Origin of the sequence: Pseudoalteromonas sp. SWXJ133 (assembly GCF_015864365.1) — a bacterium.
Classification (GTDB): Bacteria; Pseudomonadota; Gammaproteobacteria; order Enterobacterales; family Alteromonadaceae; genus Pseudoalteromonas; species Pseudoalteromonas arctica.
This window is the reverse complement of the sequence record NZ_JADYXJ010000028.1, coordinates 43,642-63,538: the sequence shown is the minus strand read 5'-3', so window position 1 is coordinate 63,538 and position 19,897 is coordinate 43,642. Positions and strand designations below refer to the sequence as shown.

General features: G+C 39.7%; 22 protein-coding genes and 1 rRNA gene. 6 read left to right on the top strand and 17 right to left on the bottom strand.

Annotated features, from left to right (window positions below):
- Positions 1 to 79 (bottom strand): 16S ribosomal RNA (locus tag I6F40_RS17255); the annotation flags it as partial.
- A 629-nt stretch (positions 80 to 708) separates the two neighbouring features.
- Between I6F40_RS17255 and I6F40_RS17250 the strand changes: the two genes are divergently transcribed.
- Complete coding sequence (locus tag I6F40_RS17250) at positions 709 to 1,254, top strand: gamma carbonic anhydrase family protein (protein ID WP_101216917.1); 546 nt, start codon at positions 709 to 711, stop codon at positions 1,252 to 1,254.
- Here I6F40_RS17250 and I6F40_RS17245 read toward each other — a convergent pair.
- Positions 1,246 to 1,500, bottom strand: coding sequence for a DUF1488 family protein (locus I6F40_RS17245; RefSeq protein WP_007584142.1), 255 nt, complete (start codon positions 1,498 to 1,500; stop codon positions 1,246 to 1,248). The genes I6F40_RS17250 and I6F40_RS17245 overlap by 9 nt on opposite strands.
- Entirely contained in the window at positions 1,497 to 2,321 is an 825-nt protein-coding gene (aroE, locus tag I6F40_RS17240; protein WP_166379514.1) for a shikimate dehydrogenase, read from the bottom strand. The genes I6F40_RS17245 and aroE overlap by 4 nt, the downstream gene beginning before the upstream one ends.
- 53 nt (positions 2,322 to 2,374) lie before the next feature.
- Between aroE and I6F40_RS17235 the strand changes: the two genes are divergently transcribed.
- Positions 2,375 to 2,812: a group II truncated hemoglobin gene (locus I6F40_RS17235; protein WP_004335148.1), complete on the top strand. Its 438-nt coding sequence runs from the start codon at positions 2,375 to 2,377 to the stop codon at positions 2,810 to 2,812.
- A 72-nt stretch (positions 2,813 to 2,884) separates the two neighbouring features.
- Here I6F40_RS17235 and hemF read toward each other — a convergent pair whose 3' ends face one another.
- The 6 genes from hemF to I6F40_RS17205 all read right to left on the bottom strand — a co-directional run bounded on the left by hemF (position 2,885) and on the right by I6F40_RS17205 (position 7,823).
- Entirely contained in the window at positions 2,885 to 3,826 is a 942-nt protein-coding gene (gene hemF / locus I6F40_RS17230) for an oxygen-dependent coproporphyrinogen oxidase (protein ID WP_166379516.1), read from the bottom strand.
- 1 nt (position 3,827) lies between these two features.
- A complete protein-coding gene (locus tag I6F40_RS17225) occupies positions 3,828 to 4,391 on the bottom strand; it encodes an L-threonylcarbamoyladenylate synthase (RefSeq protein WP_010555163.1) in 564 nt (187 codons plus the stop codon).
- Positions 4,392 to 4,416: 25 nt separating this feature from the next.
- A complete protein-coding gene (locus tag I6F40_RS17220; protein ID WP_010555162.1) occupies positions 4,417 to 4,992 on the bottom strand; it encodes a DNA topoisomerase family protein in 576 nt (191 codons plus the stop codon).
- A gap of 114 nt (positions 4,993 to 5,106) precedes the next feature.
- Positions 5,107 to 5,580 (bottom strand): DUF494 family protein, encoded by a 474-nt coding sequence (locus I6F40_RS17215; RefSeq protein ID WP_166379517.1) that lies wholly within the window; start codon positions 5,578 to 5,580, stop codon positions 5,107 to 5,109.
- Between the two features lies 1 nt (position 5,581).
- The gene (gene dprA / locus I6F40_RS17210) at positions 5,582 to 6,673 is read right to left on the bottom strand and encodes a DNA-processing protein DprA (protein WP_024607304.1); all 1,092 of its coding nucleotides are present in this window, start codon (positions 6,671 to 6,673) and stop codon (positions 5,582 to 5,584) included.
- Between the two features lie 31 nt (positions 6,674 to 6,704).
- Positions 6,705 to 7,823 (bottom strand): LysM peptidoglycan-binding domain-containing protein, encoded by a 1,119-nt coding sequence (locus I6F40_RS17205; protein WP_166379518.1) that lies wholly within the window; start codon positions 7,821 to 7,823, stop codon positions 6,705 to 6,707.
- A 118-nt stretch (positions 7,824 to 7,941) separates the two neighbouring features.
- Here I6F40_RS17205 and def point away from each other — a divergent pair, with 118 nt between their 5' ends.
- The 4 genes from def (at position 7,942) to trkA (ending at position 12,174) form a co-directional block, all read left to right on the top strand.
- Positions 7,942 to 8,445: a peptide deformylase gene (gene def / locus I6F40_RS17200; RefSeq protein ID WP_007584168.1), complete on the top strand. Its 504-nt coding sequence runs from the start codon at positions 7,942 to 7,944 to the stop codon at positions 8,443 to 8,445.
- A gap of 24 nt (positions 8,446 to 8,469) precedes the next feature.
- On the top strand, positions 8,470 to 9,423 hold the full coding sequence (gene fmt / locus I6F40_RS17195; RefSeq protein ID WP_010555158.1) for a methionyl-tRNA formyltransferase: 954 nt from the start codon (positions 8,470 to 8,472) through the stop codon (positions 9,421 to 9,423).
- A complete protein-coding gene (gene rsmB / locus I6F40_RS17190) occupies positions 9,416 to 10,711 on the top strand; it encodes a 16S rRNA (cytosine(967)-C(5))-methyltransferase RsmB (protein ID WP_007584175.1) in 1,296 nt (431 codons plus the stop codon). Before fmt ends, rsmB begins: the two co-directional genes overlap by 8 nt.
- An 86-nt stretch (positions 10,712 to 10,797) precedes the next feature.
- Complete coding sequence (trkA, locus tag I6F40_RS17185) at positions 10,798 to 12,174, top strand: Trk system potassium transporter TrkA (RefSeq protein ID WP_004335170.1); 1,377 nt, start codon at positions 10,798 to 10,800, stop codon at positions 12,172 to 12,174.
- Between the two features lie 81 nt (positions 12,175 to 12,255).
- Here the strand turns inward: trkA and I6F40_RS17180 are convergent, their stop codons facing one another.
- The 8 genes from I6F40_RS17180 to I6F40_RS17145 all read right to left on the bottom strand — a co-directional run bounded on the left by I6F40_RS17180 (position 12,256) and on the right by I6F40_RS17145 (position 19,889).
- Positions 12,256 to 12,471 carry an EF-hand domain-containing protein gene (locus tag I6F40_RS17180; RefSeq protein ID WP_007584177.1) on the bottom strand — a complete coding sequence of 72 codons (216 nt, stop codon included), beginning with the start codon at positions 12,469 to 12,471 and terminating at the stop codon, positions 12,256 to 12,258.
- An 84-nt stretch (positions 12,472 to 12,555) separates the two neighbouring features.
- A complete protein-coding gene (locus tag I6F40_RS17175) occupies positions 12,556 to 12,768 on the bottom strand; it encodes a calmodulin (RefSeq protein ID WP_004335174.1) in 213 nt (70 codons plus the stop codon).
- Between the two features lie 139 nt (positions 12,769 to 12,907).
- Positions 12,908 to 13,120, bottom strand: coding sequence for an EF-hand domain-containing protein (locus I6F40_RS17170; RefSeq protein WP_004335175.1), 213 nt, complete (start codon positions 13,118 to 13,120; stop codon positions 12,908 to 12,910).
- A gap of 465 nt (positions 13,121 to 13,585) precedes the next feature.
- Positions 13,586 to 14,239, bottom strand: coding sequence for a flagellar brake domain-containing protein (locus tag I6F40_RS17165; RefSeq protein ID WP_166379519.1), 654 nt, complete (start codon positions 14,237 to 14,239; stop codon positions 13,586 to 13,588).
- A gap of 41 nt (positions 14,240 to 14,280) precedes the next feature.
- Complete coding sequence (locus I6F40_RS17160) at positions 14,281 to 15,732, bottom strand: TrkH family potassium uptake protein (protein WP_007584186.1); 1,452 nt, start codon at positions 15,730 to 15,732, stop codon at positions 14,281 to 14,283.
- 96 nt (positions 15,733 to 15,828) lie between these two features.
- Positions 15,829 to 16,443: a YigZ family protein gene (locus I6F40_RS17155; protein WP_008171987.1), complete on the bottom strand. Its 615-nt coding sequence runs from the start codon at positions 16,441 to 16,443 to the stop codon at positions 15,829 to 15,831.
- Between the two features lie 88 nt (positions 16,444 to 16,531).
- Entirely contained in the window at positions 16,532 to 17,854 is a 1,323-nt protein-coding gene (gene pepQ, locus I6F40_RS17150) for a Xaa-Pro dipeptidase (protein WP_166379520.1), read from the bottom strand.
- Between the two features lie 148 nt (positions 17,855 to 18,002).
- The gene (locus I6F40_RS17145; protein ID WP_166379521.1) at positions 18,003 to 19,889 is read right to left on the bottom strand and encodes a transglycosylase SLT domain-containing protein; all 1,887 of its coding nucleotides are present in this window, start codon (positions 19,887 to 19,889) and stop codon (positions 18,003 to 18,005) included.
- Between the last annotated feature and the right edge of the window lie 8 nt (positions 19,890 to 19,897).

The window sequence follows — 19,897 nt, the reverse complement described above, 5'->3', positions numbered from 1 at the left end:
CTTTCTGTTACCGCTCGACTTGCATGTGTTAGGCCTGCCGCCAGCGTTCAATCTGAGCCATGATCAAACTCTTCAATTAAAAAGTTTTATGTCTTTCGACAGCTCAATGAATTCTGAATTTTTTGTTTTTGTTGCCAAAAACGAATTGACTGTGCGTTATTATTTTTACCTTTAAAAAAAGTAAAATCAAAACAGCTCAAGGCTGAATCTTTTAATAACATATGGTCACTCAGTTTCAATTGAGACTCTAAATTTGTTTGCCTCGCTACCTAAGTAGGTTGGCTGTTAGAACTCAATCTGTACGAGTGCCCACACAGATGATTGCTTTATATTGTTAAAGAACGTTTTGATTCGCTTTAGCGTCTCAAGGGATGCGAATAATACACCCTTTATTTTTCGAGTCAACACTTAGTTTTAAACTTTCTTTTTAGAAGATTTAAAACCGAAGTTTTATTTAACTCTCTGAGTTGTTTGTGCCTCGCTATGCGTTGGCGTTTCCCGTCTCAGTGGGGTCGCATTATAGGGAGATCATATTTTTACGCAAGCACTTTTTTAAAGAAAAAGTAAAAAAAGATACTGTTCGGTTAGTATCTGAACTAAACCCCCTAAAACTGATAGTTTTGTAACCAAACAGTGCACTGTATGGTACAAAAATCACCTTGCTGATACACTCAAATACTAATAATCATGATCTAAAAGGTACTAACTATGGCAATTCGTTCTTATAAAGGTGTTACTCCTTCATTTAATTCGTCTGTTTATATTGATGAGTCATCGGTTTTGGTTGGTAACATTACTTTAGGTGATAATAGTAGTGTGTGGCCGTTAGTAGCTGCACGTGGTGATGTTAACTATATACGTATTGGTGAGCGTACAAATATACAAGATGGCAGTGTATTGCATTTATCTCGCGCAACTAAAAGCAATCCTGATGGTTACCCACTTATTATAGGTGACGATGTAACAGTTGGTCATAAGGTAATGCTGCACGGATGTGTATTAGGAAACCGTATACTTGTAGGTATGGGCGCTATTATTATGGATAACGTGGTTGTTGAAGATGATGTTATTATTGGCGGCGGCTCTTTAGTACCACCAAACAAACGTTTAGAGTCTGGTTACTTATATGTTGGAAGTCCAGCTAAGCAAGCCCGCCCTCTTACAAAGCAAGAACTTGCCTTCTTAAAAATATCTGCCGATAACTATGTATCACTTAAAGATGAATACTTAGCTGAAATCGCTAACTTAAGTTAATAAGCTTACTTCAATTTGGCCTGCCGAGTTATAGCTCTCTTCTTCGATAAGCTCCTCGGCACGTTCTTCGTAATCAAAACGATACTTTTCAAAATATTCTGTTGCGTGACTTTCGTCTGTTAATTTAAGTGTATTTACTTCTATTATACATTCCACCAGCATGCCACTAACTTGTGCAAAAAAAACTAACTGATGATCGGGCTCTCTAAACTCTAGCCTATCTATAAACTGTATTGCCTGATTCATTTAAGCATTCCTTGTTTGAGCGCATCAACGACGGGAAGTATTTTTGGCATTTTGTTACGCCATACATAATATGCTTGAGCAGCTTGACCAACTAACATTCCACTGCCATCTAAAAGCTTAGCGTTAATATTATGCTGTGCAACCCAATTCATAAAAATGGTATTTTGCAATGAATAAAACATGTCATAAGCGACTTCACAGTTAGTTATGTGTTTTTCATCAAGAGCTGGAAGCTCATTATTCATACTGCTAGATGTAGAGTTTATAATTAGTGAGTAATCGCTTACTGGTAAATCATCAAAGCCAAAGCCAGATACTGGTCCATATTGAGTAAACAGCTCTGCGAGTTCTTTGCCTTTTTGTGCTGTGCGATTAACTATTATTATTTCCTGAGGGTTATGCTCTAACAAAGGTAAAATAACCCCTCGAGCAGCACCCCCCGCACCTATGATTAAAATGCGTTTATTAGTTATGGCTACTTCATTAGCGAGTAAATCATTTACAAAGCCTACACCATCGGTGTTATCACCGAGTAATGTGCCATCATCTCGTTTTTTAAATGTATTAATAGCCCCTACAATTTTAGCTAATGGCGTAAGCTCATCGGCCATTGCATAAGCTTGCTCTTTAAATGGCATTGTAACGTTAGCACCCACACCACCTTGCTCAAAAAAAGACAATACTGTTTTTTCAAAGTTATCGATAGGTGCTAATATTGCGCGATAGTCGATTTGCTCACCCAGTGATACAGCAAATTGTTTATGTATCGCGGGGGATTTTGAATGTTTAATTGGATTTCCAAAAACCGCATATTTGTCCATTTTAAAGCAACCTCTTTGCAGCTATATACTGCCTATTAACGATGATAAGTAATATGATTAAACGACTTTTTTCTAAATCTAAGCCAGCTCCTGAGCAACAGGCTCCTACTCCTGAAAAAACACCGTATGAAATAATAGGTGGAGAGAAAGGGGCGCGAGCTATCTCCAATCGATTCTACGACATAATGGAGTCAGATGAATACGCTAAACCGTTATATGATATGCATCCTCTGCCATTAGATCGAATTCGCCAAGTATTTTTTGAATTTTTATCTGGTTGGTTAGGCGGGCCAAACCTATTTACTGAAAAACATGGCCAGCCAATGCTACGTAAAAGGCATATGCCTTTTACTGTAGATAAAGCATTGCGCGATCAATGGATGTACTGCATGAATAAAACGCTGGATATAGAAATAGACAATCCGTTGTTACGTGAAGGCTTAAAGCAATCATTCTCTCAACTAGCAACGCATATGATCAATCAGCATTAAATTTGTATTTAGCCACAATGCAAAAAGGCGCTAATTAGCGCCTTTTTGATTACTGTGTAATTGTTATAATTGCTATTCTCTGGCTATCAACTCACTTGGTTGACTAGTTAGCCACTCTTGCGGGCGTAAGTAATACTGATATAGGTTAGCTTCTGGGCTACTTGGCTCTGGTTTATAGTTATATTCCCAGCGTGCAAGTGGTGGCATAGACATCAATATGGACTCTGTGCGCCCGCCACTTTGTAATCCAAATAAAGTGCCTCTATCCCATACTAAATTAAACTCTACGTAACGTCCGCGACGATAAAGCTGAAAATCACGTTGTTGTTCTGTGTATTCGTCATTTTTGCGACGTTCAATAATAGGTAAATAAGCATCTAAAAAGCCATTACCCACCGATTGCATAAACGCAAAACTCTTTTCAAAACCAAGTTCATTTAAATCGTCAAAAAACAAACCGCCTACTCCGCGAGTCTCATCTCTGTGCTTTAAATAAAAGTACTCGTCGCACCATGTTTTGTATTTTGGATAAACTTCACTACCAAATGGCGCACAAATGTCGTGAGCAACTTGATGCCAATGCTGTACGTCTTCTAATACTGGATAAAAAGGAGTGAGATCAAATCCGCCACCAAACCACCATATTGGCTCTTCGCCTTCTTTTTCGGCTATAAAAAAGCGCACATTGGCATGACTTGTTGGTACATGAGGGTTTTTAGGATGAATAACTAACGACACACCACACGCATGAAAGCTGCGCCCTGCAAGCTCTGGCCTGTGTGCTGTTGCAGAGCCTGGCATTGAAGCGCCAAATACGTGTGAGTAATTAACTCCGCCTTGCTCTATTACAGCGCCATTTGTGGTTACACGTGTACGACCACCACCGCCTTCTGCTCGCTGCCAGTTATCCTCTATAAATTTAGCACTGCCATCTGCAGCCTCCAAACCTTTGCAAATAGTGTCTTGCAAAGCCATAAAGTATGCTTTTACTTGATCTAATAATTCGCTTTGCATATTAACCTCTAAATATTTTTCCAGTCATGGCATCTTTTATTGTGCTTGGTTGAGTATTACCACCTAACGCCTCATCAACGTAAAAGCCAACTTGTTCTGCAAATTGCGCTTTAGCTTGCTCAATACTAATTACCGTTTCTTGACCGGTTAAGTTTGCACTAGTTGATACTAGTGGCTTACCAAACTCTTGGCACAAACGTTTTACTGTTGGATGGTTTGTTACTCTTACTGCAATGGTATCAAACTGCCCTGTGAGCCATTTAGGCGTATTTTTAGATGCAGGCATAACCCATGTAATTGCAGCAGGCCAACTCGAAAAAATATCAGCTCGTTTATCCATTGGTATTTTTGCATCATCTACGTATTTTAATAATTGTCCGTAGTTATCAGCAATTAAAATAAGTCCTTTTTCAACCGGGCGCTGCTTAATAGCTAATAGTGCCTCAACGGCTTGTTGATTATCTGGATCACAACCTAAACCATATACAGCTTCTGTTGGGTATAAAATAACTTCGCCTTGCGTTAAGCATGTTATTGCAGTGGGCGTATTTGAAAGGTCTGACAAAGTAGTCTCCAGATATAATTAAACGTTATTCAGTTGGGGTGAGCTTATGCATGCAGCTTTTTTGTGGGCATTGCAATAATGTGCCGTTTGCCATATTTCTCTCTATGACTATGGGCCAGTTACATTCAGGACACGGGTGTTCAACCGGTTTATTATTAAGTGTGTATTTACAACTTGGATAGCAATCACAAGAATAAAATACTTTACCAAATTTATTACTGCGCGCGACTAAATGACCTTTTTTGCATTTAGGGCAACTTGGCAAAGTGTCTTCGCTTTGTTTCTCTTCATTTTCGTTAGCAATGTAATGGCACTCTGGATATCCCGTACACCCAATAAACATACCGTAGCGCCCATTTTTAACCACCAGCGGTTTGCTGCACTGCGGGCATGCTGAATCTTCAAGAACTTTAATTTCGTTACTATCGTGATGTGCCAACGGCCTAATAAAATCGCATTTGGGATAACTTGCGCATCCTAAAAAAGGGCCTGATTTACTATTGCGGATCACTAACTCTGAACCACACTGTGGGCATATCTCGTATTCTTTTTCGAGGGCGTGCTTGTTCGCCGAGAAAAGCGAATGGTCGATTTTACTCATGGTGATCCTAATAGGTTAGTGAATTTTCGCCTAATATACCCAAACCACTTAAAGATACAAGCAATGCCGTGCTTATCCGTTTAAGTAATTTGAGTACAATTAAGATAATTATCTCTAATGAAGAAGTTCGCTGGGTTCATCAAAAATCAAATCTTCCATTTGCTCATATGCCTCTTCAGAGCCAGGAACATTAAACAAAATCATAAGTACAATCCATTTTAAATCTTCTAGGCTTATGGTTGGTTTATCGAGAGAGGTTAAACAGTCCATTACCATCTCACGAGTTACATTGTTAATTACGCCTATTTGCTCAATAAACATTAAAAAGCCACGACACTCAGCACTGAGCCTTTGGCATTCACTATCGGTAAATATACGCACAGCATCTTTAGGGTTAGTAATAAGATAAGGAGACTCGTCACTGTGTTGTAAATCGGCGAGTTGCTCTAACCAATCGAGTGCTTTAAATATCTCAGGCTTATTAAAGCCCGCGCGCAGTAGCTCATCGGTTAATTCATTTTGCTCTGCAAATATATCCGCTTCGCTATGAATGTAATTTTCAAAAAGATATAAAAGAATATCAAACATATTACCTCCCTGCGCTCAACTTAATATAACCATCTAACACTCGCTCAATCTGATCGTCTAATTCTAAATCGAGCAACCTAGCGAGCACTTTGTCTATTGGCCACTGTGCGCGACGTACAATGTCGTCTACGCTGGTGACTTCAAAGCCAATACTATTTAACACCTCGCATTGAGAATTTGCCTGAATAGGCTGCTCTTTGTTACATACATTATTGTCGTAAGTAAAACTCACCTCATCAAGAATGTCAGCCACGTTTTCTACCAGCTTAGCACCTTGCTTTATTAAAAAGTGACTTGCCTGCGCTAACGGGTTTTTAATAGAACCCGGTACTGCAAATACCTCTTTATTTTGTTCAAGCGCATAGCGTACTGTAATTAACGAACCACTTTTAATTTCAGCCTCAACAATAAGCACTCCTAACGATAACCCAGAAATAATACGATTTCGGCGCGGAAAGTTATGCGCATGAGCAGCTGCCCCTGGTAAAAACTCACTCACCAACAGGCCACTTTCTAAAACTTGGTCTGTTAATAGTTTATGGCGTTTAGGGTAGTAAATATCAACCCCAGTACCAAGCACCGCTATGGTTTTACCCGTACCAGCAAGAGAGCCCTTATGTGCTGCTCCATCTATTCCCCGTGCCATACCTGAGGTAACTGTAATACCCGCTAAAGTTAACTCGTATGCAAATTCTGATGCTATTTCAAGCCCGGTAGGTGTGGCATTACGACTCCCTACAATTGCAATTTGTGGAGTAGATAATAACGAGACATCTCCCCTACAAAATAGTAATAAAGGCGCACTGGCAATCTGTCGGAGATCTTCTGGATAAAGCGCATCAAAAATACAGACAACCGTAATGTTGTGCAGCGTAATTAATTGCTCATAATGACTGACTTGTTGCCAATTGGTATTGAGTAAATTACTCGCTTGATTAGCGGTTAATCCAAGCTGTAAAAGCTTGTCATGAGATAAGTCGAATAACGACCCAAGGGAATAGTTTGTAGATAGTGCTAAAAGGGTTTTGATACCCAGCCCTTTACACATATAAAAGGCAAGCCAGTGGGCTAGCTTGCCAGATGACTGATCCATGCTCTCTCCTAGAGCACCGACTCGCTACTTCTTAATGAATAACTGCAATATCTCCAATGCGAATTGGGTGCTGGTTTTTAGTTATTAATGCATAACTTATTTTGTCATACACTTTAAAGACAATTAGCTCACCAACTTTTTCTTTAGGCATAGTCCACGTTGTATTATCTTCGTCAGACTCATCACCAAATAATTGGCTTGCATCAGATAAAAGCTTCTCGTATTTACTAGAATCTTCTGGGTAACGAGGGCCACGAGGACCATCAATAACCGTTGGCGATTGACGTTCTAGATCTAATACATGACCCGCTTCTATGTTTTGTTCACTGCCTAAGTTTAGCACTACAACATCCATTGTGCTGAATTCTCTAACTTGTCGTGGGGAAGCAATAATATTACCTGTTACAGGCTCAGAAGGACGGTGTATATTAAAGTACGCAGGAAGCATTTGACCTTCCATTGCTGGTATTAAAAAATCACCTTGTTGAATTTCTCGTTTAACCGATTCAACGCGTAACGACGACGGTACGCCATTGTGTTCATCACCCGTTCTGAATGCACGTGCTATACCCACATAAGAAGCACGTGTTGCTAACACTTCACCGGTTAAATCGGTGTAAGGGTCACCTTTATGGTAAATGGCATATGCTTTATGTACTTGTAAGTCGCCTTTAACATATAAAATATGGCCTAACGTTTGTGTTTTAGTATTTTCGTTAGCACCTAAAATATAAGGTTTGCCTTTAATATCGTCACTGTTCATTGCTTGCTCGTAACTGATATAAGGTTTAATCATTTCAAGCGGCAAAGTAGTAATAGCATTACGCCCTTTTGGTGTAATACGACCCTGAGGAGATAGCTTTCTATATCCTTTATTAATCACTAAACGTGGGTTTCCATCGGCATCGTATATCAGCGCTAATGCATCACCGGGGTAAATTAGGTGCGGGTTGTCAATTTGTGGATTCATTTGCCAAAGTTCAGGCCATAGCCAAGGCTCATCTAAATAGATGCCAGAAATATCCCAAAGTGTATCGCCTTTTTTTACAACATACTGTTTTGGTGCATCTTTTTTTATTTTAAGCACATCAGCTACTGCGGGAAACGCAGCACTTAACGTAAGCATGATTGCAAGTAATGGAGATTTCATTGAGCTTCCTTGTATTGTTTTTTCATTATTATTGCCCAAAACCTGTTAAAGGTGAACGCGAATGGCTAAAATAAGAGCATACAATACCCTAAATTAAGCACAAGTGAAAAAGGTAACTATGGCTAGGTTAGAAGTTTTAAGATTTCCAGATGAACGTTTACGTACTATAGCAAAAGATGTTGCACAAGTTGACGACACAGTACGCCAAATTGTAAAAGACATGCTAGAGACAATGTACGATGAAAATGGCATTGGACTTGCGGCCACGCAAGTAGATATTCATCAACGAATCGTTGTTATTGATGTATCAGAAGAGCGCGATGAGCCACTGGTATTAATTAATCCACAAATCATTAAAAAAGACGGCTCTACCGTTAGCGAAGAAGGCTGTTTATCAGTACCTAACTCGTATGCAAAAGTAGACCGCGCTGAAACAGTAACAGTCGCTGCACTTAACGAAAACGGTGAAGAGTTTGTACTAGATGCAGATGAATTACTGGCTATTTGTATTCAACACGAACTGGATCACCTTCAAGGTAAGCTGTTCATTGATTACTTATCTCCATTAAAGCGCCAACGTATTCGTAAAAAGCTTGAAAAAGAAGCTAAATTTGCAGATTAGTAATAAGTACCTTAGGAAAACTCAGTGACTCAACCATTACGCATTATATTTGCCGGTACGCCGGACTTTGCAGCACGTCATTTACAAGCGCTGATACAAAGCGAACACCAAATAGTGGGTGTATATAGCCAGCCAGATCGCCCTGCAGGTCGTGGTAAAAAATTAAAAGCCAGTGAAGTGAAAGCGCTAGCGCTTGAGCACAACTTACCGGTTTTTCAGCCACAGTCATTAAAAAATGATGAAGCACTAGCAGAGCTAACAAGCTTAAATGCCGACATTATGATTGTTGTAGCGTATGGCTTAATCTTACCTAAAGCTATATTAGAAGCCCCACGTTTGGGTTGTTTAAATGTGCATGGCTCTATATTACCGCGCTGGCGCGGCGCTGCACCTATTCAACGCGCAATTTGGGCAGGTGATGAACAAACCGGCGTAACAATAATGCAAATGGATGAAGGGCTAGATACCGGCGATATGCTTCATATAAGTCGCTGCCCAATTAGCACGACAGAAACTAGCGCTAGTTTATATACAAAGCTTGCTGAGCTAGGTCCAGACGCGTTAATTGAAACCATTAATAAATTAGCGAATGGCGAGATCACCCCTGAACCTCAAAATGATGAACTTGCTAACTACGCTAAAAAGCTTTCTAAAGAGGAAGCTAATATCGATTGGTCAATGAGTGCACTGCAAATTGAGCGAAACATTCGCTCTTTTAATCCATGGCCAGTGTGCTTTACCCAAATGGGTGGGCAAACAGTAAAGATTTATCAAGCGCAGGTTGTGCTGCAATCAGGTGATCCTGGGCAAATTTTATCAAGCGACAAAAATGGCGTAGTAGTGGCGTGTGGCGAACACGCTTTATGTATTACGCAATTACAGCCGCAAGGTAAAAAACCGATGGCAATTAACGACTTTTTAAATGGTCGTAGTGACTGGGTTACCCCTGGCACAATATTAGGCGAAAACAATGAGTAATGTTCCAAACGTACGAGCGCTGGCCGCTGAAACTTTATATAACGTAGTTGATAAAGGCGCATCGCTTAATCAAGAACTTCCATTTGCAAGCCAAGGCTTGCCGCCTAAAGATAAAGCGTTGCTACAGCAAATTTGTTATGGCGTTTTACGCTACTTACCAAGCCTTGAAAATTACTGCCAACACTTAGTAGAGCAGCCATTAAAAGGTAAACGTAGAATATTTCAGTTTTTATTATACGTAGGTATTTATCAGCTGCAGCATATGCGCGTACCACCACATGCTGCTATTTCAGAAACTGTAAACGCACTGGCTCAACTACGCGCTTTAGGATTAAAAGGGCTGATAAACGCCATTTTACGTAGTTTTCAGCGCCAACAAGCAGAGCTTGAAGAAAAAGCGAAGCTTATTCCGGTATGTTTATATAACCATCCAAATTGGTTTATTAAACAGGTGCAAACAGCCTACCCAGATAGTTGGGAAGCACTACTTGAAGAAAACCAGCAACAAGCACCAATGTGGCTTCGTGTAAATCAAGCACAATTTAGCACGCAAGAATACAGCGAAATGCTTAGCGCTAACGATATTGAACACACCTTAAACCCTGATTTTATTGATGGGATTAAGCTTGCCAAACCACGTGATGTATTTTCGTTGCCTGAGTTTGATACAGGTGCATGTTCAGTACAAGATGCTGCAGCACAGTTGGCAGCCCGCTTTTTAGAACCTAAAGCAGATGACTATATTTTAGATGCCTGTGCAGCACCTGGCGGAAAAACGTGTCATATATTAGAGCTTGCTGATGCTGATGTACTTGCACTTGATAGCGACTCAACTCGCCTTGAACGCGTTAAGCAAAACTTAACGCGTATTGGCTTAGGTGCAGACCTTCAATGTGGCGATGCCTCACAACCACATACTTGGTGGGACGAAAAATTATTTGATCGTATTTTGCTTGATGTGCCTTGTTCAGCCACTGGCGTAATTCGCCGTCACCCTGATATAAAATGGTTACGTCGCGCATCAGATATCGAAGACTTATCTAAGTTACAAAACGATATTCTTGATAGCATTTGGCCACTGTTAAAACCAGGTGGCACATTGGTATATGCTACGTGTTCGGTTCTTCCACAAGAAAACCAACAGCAAGTTGCTAAGTTTTTAGCTAATAACGATGATGTAGAACATATACCTCTACACGAAAATGATACCGTAACAACTCCAGGTTTGCAGTTACTGCCCGGTGAAAGTGATGGATTTTATTACGCTAAGCTAGTTAAAAAAGCCTAATAGCCGTACACTAAATAGTTAGCCATTTATGAAACATTAAATGGCTATTTTTTTAATTAAATTATGATCAATACCACGGGTAAATAATGAAAATAATTATACTCGGTGCCGGGCAAGTTGGTGCTACGCTTGCTGAAAACTTAGTTGGCGAACAAAACGAAATTACCGTTGTTGATATAGACGGTAACCGATTACGTGAACTTCAAGATAAATACGACTTACAAGGGGTTATGGGCCACAGCGCGCACCCTGATGTATTACGCCGTGCAGGCGCTGAAGATGCCGATATGATTATAGCGGTAACCAGTTCAGATGAAGTGAACATGGTTGCATGCCAAGTGGCGTACAGTATTTTTAAAACGCCCACTAAAATTGCCCGCATTCGCTCAGAGCAATATTTAAAATACCGCGAAAAACTATTTCAAAACGATGATTTACCAATCGATCATTACATTGCTCCCGAAGCACTGGTCACTAAGTATATTCGCCGTCTAATTGACTACCCTGGTGCTCTGCAAGTATTGCAGTTTGCCGATGGTATGCTCTCGTTAGTGGCCGTAAAAGCTTACTATGGGGGTTTATTAGTAGGTTATGCGTTATCTGCACTTAAAGAACACATCCCTAATGTAGAAACTCGTGTTGCCGCTATTTATCGTCAAGGTAAAGCAATAAAACCATTGGGTACCACCGTTATTGAAGCCGATGACGAAGTATTCTTTATTGCCGCTACAAAACATATACGCGCAGTAATGAACGAGCTACAAAAACTTGAGCGTTCGTACAAAAAAATTATGATAGCTGGTGGCGGTAACATTGGGGCAGGCCTTGCCCGCTCACTTGAAAAAAACCACACCGTTAAACTAATTGAACGCAGTAAAGAACGTGCCGAGCAACTCTCAGAAATGCTCGATAACACGGTCGTTTTTTGTGGTGACGCATCTGATCAAGAACTGCTCTCAGAAGAGCATATTGAACAAGTCGATGTATTTATTGCCGTAACCAACGACGATGAAGCAAACATTATGTCGGCCATGCTTGCAAAACGTATGGGCGCACAAAAAACCATGGTACTTATTCAACGTGGAGCTTACGTTGATTTGGTACAAGGCGGCGAAATAGATATTGCCATATCGCCACAACAAGCAACTATATCAGCGTTATTAACGCACGTACGCCGTGGTGATATTGTTAACGTGTATTCACTGCGTAAAGGCGCAGCGGAAGCCATTGAAGCGGTTGCTCATGGTGATGAAAACACATCTAAAGTGGTTGGTCGTGCGATTGCCGACATAAAACTTCCTGCAGGTACAACCATTGGGGCGATAGTACGTAATGACGATGTGTTGATAGCTCACGATGATACAATTATTATGTCGGGCGATCATGTCATCATGTTTTTAATCGACAAAAAACACATTACCGTTGTAGAAAAACTATTCCAAGTAAGTGCTATATTCCTTTAACTAGTTACTCTAATTAGTTAATTTAATACACAAAAAAGCCGCTGACTAAGGCGGCTTTAATGGAGTATGCTTAAATATTGATTACTGTACTTTTGAAAACTCTTCTTTAGAGATTTCACCATTACCATCAGTATCCAAATCATCAAAAATCTTTACAAGCTGAGGGTTAACCTTTGCTTCTTCCATTGTAATAGCACCGTTACCATCTGCATCAAAAGAGGCAAAATCTACTGCGGCATATGCTGCTGATGAAGATGCTAAAACGATAACTGCAAGTGTTGTATTTAATGTTTTCATAATAATATTCCTAGTAATATGGGAAGTCCTTTTCAAAGATCCCTGACTGTGAAAAATGTTTAATCTGAAAAGATTAATTAGTAATTAGTAATTAGCGAATTCTTCTTTAGAAAGCTCGCCGCTACCGTCGGTATCTAGCTCAATAAATTCAGCCATTAAATCTGTATCGACTGCCGCTTCGCTTGGGCTAATTGTGCCGCTACCATCGATATCAAGGCTGTCAAAATCTGATGCTGCAAATGCAGCGGAAGAAGATGCTAGTACTATAAGTGCTAATGCTTTATTTAAATGTTTCATAACTTAATCCTTCAATGTTCTATCAAAAAAATTGCTTCGTTTAACTTAAAACGTAATTTTTCACTTCCTTGTTATCCTCTTTCGTAAGCTCCCTTGCCTACTTAGGTGTCTTTGGCAACTCAGGATAAATACTTTTCAATTAAGCTTCTGAAAATTCTTCTTTTGATAACTCACCATTTTGGTCAGTATCAAGCTCAGAAAACATGCTCATTAGCTTTGCATCTACTGATGCTTCTGCTTGGCTAATTGTGCCACTGCCGTCTACATCCAGTGTGTCAAAATCTGTTGCAGCAAAAGCGGCTGAAGAAGATGCAATAGCGATAAGTGCTAAAGTTTTATTAATGCTTTTCATAATATGTATCCTTCAAATTTATGTGTGTGCGATTAAGTATTTCACTTTGAATCACGATTTCGTTCAGTACACTTAGACTATTACAACTTAGATGCCAACATTTAAAAGTTAATAATTTTCAATAAGTTAAATTCAAAACGTACAACAAGAAGGCGTTTTTAGAATAATTATTGTTGCCCTTTAGCAACACGTTTTAAAGGGTTTACATTAAAACCATTAAAAACATATAGTTATGTTTATATAAAAAGATACATCTTTAAATGTATGGTTTTAAAAAGAGGGATTTTAAACAATAATTGAGGTAAATTTTAATGAGGTAGCTTTAATAACAAAAAATAATCTGTAAAAAATAATACGTAATCAGTTGTTTTATTTAAATAATAATTTTAATTATGGAAGAGAAAAAAAACATTTTATAAATACTGACGTAAAATGCCTTTTTGTTGCAAATAAGCGAAAAACTATTTATTCAACGGTGGGCTCAAGCGCAGAAGGGTCTATAAAATGCTCTTTCATAAAGGCTTTCATTTCATCCTCGCTTGCTAGTAGCTTAATTCCACAGTGCACGCCTGCGGCATGCTCTTTAACACTGCAGATTTCACCCTCAAAATCTTTATCACGACTGTTGAGTATTACAGTGCATTGCATATCTTTCAGGTTTTCATCCTGCTGAGCGCCTCTAACATCAAACATTATACCAGTGAGCGAAATATCTTTAATAATGCCTTCAAGTACTCTGTCGTCACTTAGTTTTAGTTTTGCGGGTAATAAGGTAGGTATACGCGTTTGCGAGCGTAGCGCAAATAGCTGCACTTGCTTGGGGAAATGAATAAATATTAGCTTTGTCGGGTGAAACGCTATTGACATAATTTGCTGCCGAAATGCAATAACTTGTCCTCCAATTAACGCCCTTACAATAACGGAAACCCCATCATTCAAATAATCACCGGCTTTAACTAATCGTTTGGCGTTTGGATAGTTTAAAATAATAAACTTATCATCTAGCAAGCCAATAAACTCTGTTTTTAAGCGTTTACTATCTGTTGGAGTGAGAATTTCCAAATCTACCATACTGCCGCTAACTAACTTATGCAGTTTATCTAAATTTGTTACTAACATATGTTTCCTCCAAGATATTAGTAAAGATTAGGTTATAAGTTTTATCCACGCCAAAAAGTAGGCGTAAATAGCACTAATAAAGTAAATATTTCTAAACGACCAAACACCATTGCAATGGTAAGCAACCATTTAGCACCATCGGTTATAGCCCCATAATGCGACGCTACATCCCCTAACCCAGGCCCTAAGTTATTTAAACAAGCCGCAGTGGCTGAGAACGCCGTTATGTTATCCATACCCGTGCCCATAAGCGCTAACATAATAATAATAAATACCAACGCATACGCAGAGAAAAACCCCCACACGGCTTCTACTACTTTGTCTGGCAGCGCCTTTCGACCCAGCTTGATTGAATATATAGCTCGTGGGTGCACTAAACGATTGAGCTCACGCACCCCCTGTAAGTAAAGTAAGAACACGCGCACTACTTTCATACCACCACCGGTAGAGCCTGCACAGCCACCAATAAAGCTCGAAAATATAAGTAAAATAGGTAAAAACAAAGGCCATGTTGAAAAGTTATCAGTAGCAAAGCCAGCTGTTGTACTCATTGAAACAGCTTGAAATAATGCCTGATCGAGGGTTTCATCGCCATTTGCAAATATTTCATTAGAGGAAAGTACGGTAAAACAAATAACCACCAGCGCTAATTGAATACACAAAAACACCTTAAACTCAGGGTCTCGAATATAAACTTGTATGTTACGACTAGCTACTGCGGCGTAATGCAGGGAGAAGTTAACAGCGGCAATAATTAAAAAGAACACACAAATAAAGTTAATTACAGGGCTGTCAAAGTGCCCCATGGAAGCATCGTAAGTAGAAAAACCACCTATCGCCACCGTTGAGAATGCATGACATATCGCATCAAACCACTCCATACCTGCTGCCCAATAAGCCAGCATACAAGCAATAGTCAGCGACACATAAATATACCAAAGGTGCTTTGCTGTATCGGCAATTCGCGGGGTCATTTTAGAATCTTTTACAGGCCCAGGTATTTCTGCACGATATAACTGCATACCACCAACACCAAGCATAGGTAGTATAGCGACAGCGAGTACGATTATACCCATACCACCAAACCACTGGAGTTGCTGGCGATAAAACAACACCGATTTGGGTAAATACTCAATACCAGTAAGTACTGTAGCGCCGGTGGTTGTTAAGCCAGAGAATGCTTCAAACACCGCATCGGCGAGCGATAAATTAGGTTCTTGTAAAAATATAAGCGGCAAGGACGCAAACGCCCCAAGTACCAGCCAAAACAAAACAACAATTAAAAAGCCTTCACGCGCTTTTAAGTCACCGTTTTCATGGCGGTTTGGGTAATAAGCCATCATGCCAATAACAACACTAAAGATAAATGCTAAAACAAAAGGAACACCACCACCGTCTTTATATATTAAAGACACCAGTGCCGGAGGCACCATGGTAATACTAAACAGCGCAACAAGTTGGCCAAGAATTTTTATGATGGTACGAAATTGCATTTAGCTTGTCGCTTTTATTATTAGTAAATTCAGGCTGAGTAGTATCAGCCAAATTAAATAGGGTCAGTATGCATTACATGCAATTTGTGTAGGTTATTACTCTTTAATAGTTAACTCAACTGCGCCGTGACTTAAATCAAAAATATCTTTGATTGCTTGCTGAGCTTCGCGGCTATCTATTGTAATCACCCATTCAATATTAGCAGTAAATTGCTTATCAATATTAAGCACTTGATACTTTGTTTTTAATAACTGCTCAATCGCACCTTGCATGCTGTACTCGCTACTCCCTGTAATTTCAACACTGGGAACTTTAAGTACCGTTTGCAATTTTACTAATGCATTATTTAATGAGCCACCATAAGCACGTACTAATCCGCCCGTGCCTAATTTTATTCCGCCAAAGTAACGTGTGACTACAGCTGTGATTTCGCCAAGGCCTGAACCCACCAGCACATTTAACATAGGTTTTCCTGCGGTGCCATTTGGTTCACCATCGTCCGAAAAACCATAAACATGGCTGCCACCGGGGTTGCCTGCCACATGTGCCCAGCAGTTATGACGCGCATCGCTATACTTTTCTTCAATGCTTTTAATAAATGCTTTAGCTGAATTTAAATCGGGGGTATGTGCAATGTGAACTATAAACGTACTTTTTTTAATTTCTTCTTGATGAAAAACGTCAGTAGCGGGATATTTATATTCAGACATATTTTAAACTTGTAAAAAGGGGGCCAAAAGGCCCCTTTAAATAATGTACGTATTTTAACGTGTATAAACTAATTAGTGTTAACTAGAATTAATCGAGCGCTAAATCTCGAGTCATATTTTCTAAGCTATCTTCGTGAACAATAATGTTATCTTCAATACGAATACCGCCAAATGGTTTAAATGACTCAACCTTTTCCCAATTAATAAATTGCTTATTATCGGTTTGCGCTAAATCACCAAGCAGTGAATCAATAAAATATAAGCCTGGCTCAATGGTAAATACTTGGTTTTTTTCAATCAGGCGAGTACAACGCAAGAACGGATGCCCTTCAGGCGATGGCTGATGTGCGCCCTTTTCGTCACTCATAAAACCACCCATATCATGCACTTGTAAACCAAGATGATGCCCTAGTCCATGTGGGAAGAAAGTAGAGGTAATTTTACGCTCAACAATTTCTGTCGCTGGTAGGTTAACAATTTTAAAGTCACTGAGTATTTGTGCGATACGGTTATGGCATTCAACGTGTAAATCACCATAAAGCATACCCGGCTTTAAACCTTTACCTAACTCTATTTGTTGAACTGTCATAGCTTGTACAAGCTCAGCAAACTCACCCTGCTTTTTAAAATCATACGTACGAGTAATATCAGCAGCATAACCATTAAAGTTTGCACCAGCATCAATTAAAAATGAGTTATGAGTGTGTGGCGCTTTTGGATCAAAGTGCGTGTAGTGCAAAATAGCGCAGTTTTCGTTAAGCGCAACAATGTTGCCGTACGGCATTTCATTTTCGCTTTGACGTGTTGCCATTAAGTACGCTTGCTGAATATCGAACTCGCTACCACCATTAAAGAATGTGTCGCGTGCAGCTTTATGCCCATCTACTGCAATGCGGTTAGCGTTGCGTAAACATTCAAGTTCGTACTGCGTTTTATAAGCGCGGTGGTAATGAAAATAGTTAAGTACAGGCTCAGGGTTCATAATACTAAAACCAAGTGCTTGCGCTACTTCAATATATTCGCCCATGTAAGCGTATTTAGCTTTGTCGTATGGTAATAACTTTTCAACTTGATCAGGCTGAAGTAATAGCTCTATATCAAAGTACTCAGCCCAAAAGTCACGAGGCTCGTCTGGCACTTTATGCCAAAAATCTACCGGGCGATAAAATATTAGTTTTGGTTTGTCACTGCCATTTACCACAATCCAGCAATGAGGATTATCAATAACCGGTAACCACGCTTTAAACTGTGGATTAACTTTAAATGGATAATACATATCATCTAAAAACTGGCGCTTAGCTTGGCCTGAATGAATTACTAATCCTTCTAACCCTTCGCTATTACAAATTGTACGAGTACGCTGTTGCAGTGTTGCAATATGTTCGGCGTATAAAACGGCTAATTTATCCATTGTTAATCCATCTGTTAAATTTAACTTGCTCTGAGTCTACCACTTAAACACTAAGCGCTCAAAAAGGGGGATATTTAACATGTAAACATCCCCCTTATTAATACCTATACCTATCGTGTTAAGTTATTGGTCGATTGGTATCATATATTCAACCGCCCATTTTCATTTCGAGTAGCGGCGCTAATACATTACCTTCTCGGCCCATTCTTGTATGGTAAACCTGTCTGTACGCAAATACATTTTTTACGTAATCACGGGTTTCGCGATACGGAATAAGCTCTACCCATAACTCAGCCGGAATAGCGTCATCAGGTAACCAACGCTTTATACGGTGATAACCCGCATTATAAGAAGCTGTTGCCAGCACCTCATTGCCATGGTTTTTCTTTTTTAAGTACTGTAAGTAACTAGTACCTAACCTAATATTTGTTTTAGGTTGATATAAACGACTACTTGTCACACTACCTTTATTTACATACTCAGCAGTACTAGGTAATAACTGCATTAAACCACGTGCATTAGCATGCGAGCGTGCATCTGGCGCAAAAGAGCTTTCGCGCCTTGCAATAGCAATACTCCAGGCAACATCTATCTTGCTACGTTTACTGTAGCGCTCAAAAACATCTTGAAACGCAAACGGAAAACGTTGCTCTACGTTATCCCACGCTTTAATTTTTGCTAAAGTAAAAATAGTACTGTCGTGCCAACCTAAATCGGTAGATAGTTGTGATGCTGCTAGCTTTTCTTCATCGCTAGACGTATCCGTTAAATAATTCCACTCACGGCGCGCCGACGTAAAGCGCTCAATATCATAAAGTGCTTTTGCACGCTTAAAGCCAGGTGCATTACTTACTTTATCTACAAGCACCTTATCGACTGCTAAAGGTTGATTATTTAAATCAACGGGCAAACCTAAACGTGCTGCTGCTAAAAAGCCGTAATAATCACGATTAGCCGCTACTTTTTTCCAAATATCGTCTGCTTTTTGTTGCTCGCCACGTTGTGCATAGCTATAAGCTAACCAATATTGCTGGCCAAGGCTTAAATCCTCTTTTCCTGTAAAAAACGCAGCAATCCCTTCCCAATCTCGGGTTTTGAGCATATTGCCCAGTTGCCATTGAATAAGCTTGCTGTCTAATCGCTCTTTCGGCACTTTATTTAGCCAAAAGCTCGCTTGCTTATGCCCGCTTGAAGCAAGTGACAACGCAAAGGTGTAATACACGTCAGCTTTATCTTCATCACTATACTTAAATATTTTTTCTAGTTTTTCCCATGCTTTTAAAGCAAGCTCTTTATCGCGCCAAACCAAGCGTTTAACACCATAAATTGCTATTTGGCCTTCTTTAGCCGACTTATTTTTATATCGATATAATCCAGCTGCCGTGCTTGGATCTTTTCGCACTTTTAAATATAAGTCAGCTAAGTAACGATCCTTACTTGGCAATAAAGTTTTTAAGTAAGGTAATAAGCTTTGCGTCCCGCCTTGTGCAGCAAGTGTTACACGCTTCCAAACCGTTTCTTCTTTCATGTAGCCTTTTTTACGCCACGTAGAAAACAAACTATCACAGCCATTAGGTTGCGATTTACCAACGGCCCATAAGTCGGTCACCTGATTTAGAATCGCCTTTTCAGGCGCGCCCAAGTCGAGCTGAAAATCTAAATAAGTACAGGTAAGCCCAGTATTAGAAGTTTCACGGTAGTTGCGTATGTACGCCGCTTTTTCATTGTTCTCTTTTAAATACTCCAACCACGCTTTGCGCACAGGCCACTCAAGCGGTGTATGCTGATATATATTTAAATAGTCTTCTATCTCTGCCTGATGCTTAATACTCGGGTGACGTTGCCAATATGTTTTTTCAACATACGGTTTTAACGGATGATTTAGGTTACTAACCGCTTGTTTAAAGTCTTGGTAACTTCCGTACCTTACTTTTTTTTCGGCATCTAAAAAGGCATCGTTATCGATACTTGCCTCGGCAGAGTGAAGAGGGAAAATGAATGCAGCTGCCGCAACACTTAGTAAATATTTTTTCATAATGTCCT